Source organism: Methanosarcina sp., assembly GCF_035390745.1.
In the GTDB taxonomy this organism is placed as follows: domain Archaea; phylum Halobacteriota; class Methanosarcinia; order Methanosarcinales; family Methanosarcinaceae; genus Methanosarcina.
This window is the reverse complement of the sequence record NZ_DAOOUJ010000072.1, coordinates 185-2,240: the sequence shown is the minus strand read 5'-3', so window position 1 is coordinate 2,240 and position 2,056 is coordinate 185. Positions and strand designations below refer to the sequence as shown.

2 protein-coding genes are annotated in these 2,056 nt (G+C 39.8%); both read right to left on the bottom strand.

The genetic code is table 11. The features are described from left to right. The coding region (locus PLL47_RS13030; protein WP_324446764.1) for an Hpt domain-containing protein at positions 1–760 on the bottom strand (760 nt) is incomplete at its 3' end. 91 nt (positions 761–851) lie between these two features. Continuing rightward, positions 852–1,925: a protein-glutamate methylesterase/protein-glutamine glutaminase gene (locus tag PLL47_RS13025; RefSeq protein ID WP_324446782.1), complete on the bottom strand. Its 1,074-nt coding sequence runs from the start codon at positions 1,923–1,925 to the stop codon at positions 852–854. Positions 1,926–2,056: the final 131 nt, after the last annotated feature.

The following is a 2,056-nucleotide window of genomic DNA, read 5'->3' as shown; positions in this document are numbered from 1 at the left end:
GTATTCTTGAGCTTTGTATGTTTTTTACTTCGAAATCCGTTCCAGTATAAATAAAACTCTTTTTTTCTTTCTGCTCATCCTTTATACTTTCGAGTTTCTTTTCTTCCTTTTTTTCTCCCTTTAAATCCTCTCCTTCTCTTTCCTCTTCTTCTCTTTCCTCTCCTTCTCTTTCCTCTCCTTCTTTTTCTTTCTCCTCTCTAATTTCCTTTTCTCCTTCTCTTTCCTCTCCTTTTTCCCTTTCTCCTTCCTCTTTTTCTATTTTTTCTTCTTTTCTCCCTATTCTTTTATCCAGGGAAAGGGCATATGATTCGTTTTTTTGATGGAGAGCTTCTTCTGAGGGATTATTCAAACTCCTGAGAGTTTTCAAAATATTTTCTGCATCAGGATAAGAGTTATTGCCTTCAATTCTACTGTTTTTTCTTTCTTCGGTTTTGTTTTCCATGCCTGCGCAGACTTTCTCAACAAGCCCTTCCAGAGAATCCAGACATTCGAAAAGGATATCAATTAAAAAAGAGTCGAGGGTCAGCCTTCCTGTACGGAATCTATCAATCAGGCTTTCCATCTCATGTGTTAATTCAACAATTTGTTTGAACCCCATGGTTGCAGCCATGCCTTTGAAAGTATGGGCTGAACGAAATAATACATTCATCTGCTCCATATTTTCAGGGTTCTGTTCGAGCTCCAGCAGGGAATCACTCATTTCTTTAATATTTTTTTCAGATTCGGACCTGAAAATGCTTACATACTTAGAAATGTCCATGATTTTGCCTGCCTTTTATAAACATTTGTGATTCTGAGATTTACCTGAATTTCCGGTAACTAAAAAATTATTAAATTATTCTATTTAAAGTTCATTTGACTATTTTGAGAATTTCTTCAGCCATTTTATCCAGAGGAAGCACGAGATCTGCCAGGTTTCTTCTTACAATCTCCCCAGGCATTCCGTATATCACACATGAACTCCGGGCTTCTGCGATTACTTTACCACCCATCTTTTTAACCTCTTCAGCCCCATCCGCTCCATCGCAGTTCATTCCCGTAAGGATGAGGGAAATAACTCTGGAGCCGTAAATCGAGGCAACTGATCTGAAAAGGACATTTGCTGAGGGTCTGGACCCCAATTCTTTAGGTCCACAAGACAGATGCACTGTATTTTCCTCAAAGCCGTTTACTTTATTCCGCGAAATTTCCATATGATAATTACCCGGGGCTATAAGCACAGTTCCTTCTTCTACAATATCTCCTTCCTGTGCCTCTTTTACCCTGAGGGCTGACTTTTCATCAAGTCTTTTAGAGAGGGATGCCGTAAAACCCTGGGGCATGTGCTGCACTACAAGAACTGCCGCCGGGATATCAGCGGGAAGCGAGCCTATTAGTTTTTCCAGAGCTCTTGGTCCTCCTGTAGAGGCGCCTATGGCCAGAACATTTCTAACAGAGCCTGATCTTTCCCTGAGCCAGTTCTCTTTTTTCGGACTGATTTCAGAACTCCGGGATTCGAAATCTCGCATGCATCCAAGGTTTTTAAGATTAGCTTTTGAAGCTGTTCTGACTTTCCTGCAAATTTCTTCTGCCATCTCAGGCATGCTTTGACTGAGAATACCCGCGGGCTTTTCGATTACTTCTACTGCTCCATACTCAAAAGCTGTCAGGGTAATCTCTTCAGCTCTTTCCCCAAGAGCTGACACTATAACTACAGGAGTCGGGAATTCTTTCATGATATGGGAAAGAGTCTTAAGGCCGTCAAGGACAGGCATTATATTATCAAGAAGTACTACATCGGGCTTAAGCCTCTTTATTTTTTCAAGACCATCCTTTCCATTGACTGCAGTTCCAATAACACTGATCTTCGGGTCTTGATTCAGAATATCGGAAAGAACTTTGCGAATCAAAGCAGAATCATCTACAATGAGTGCGCGGATAAACATTTTATGCACTTTCTGTTGAATGTTTTATTTGAAATTCGTTTTTATTCGATTCAGGTTTGATTCAGGTTTAATTCAAATTCAGGTTTAATTCAAATTCAGGTTTAATTCAAATTCAGGTTTAATTCAAATTC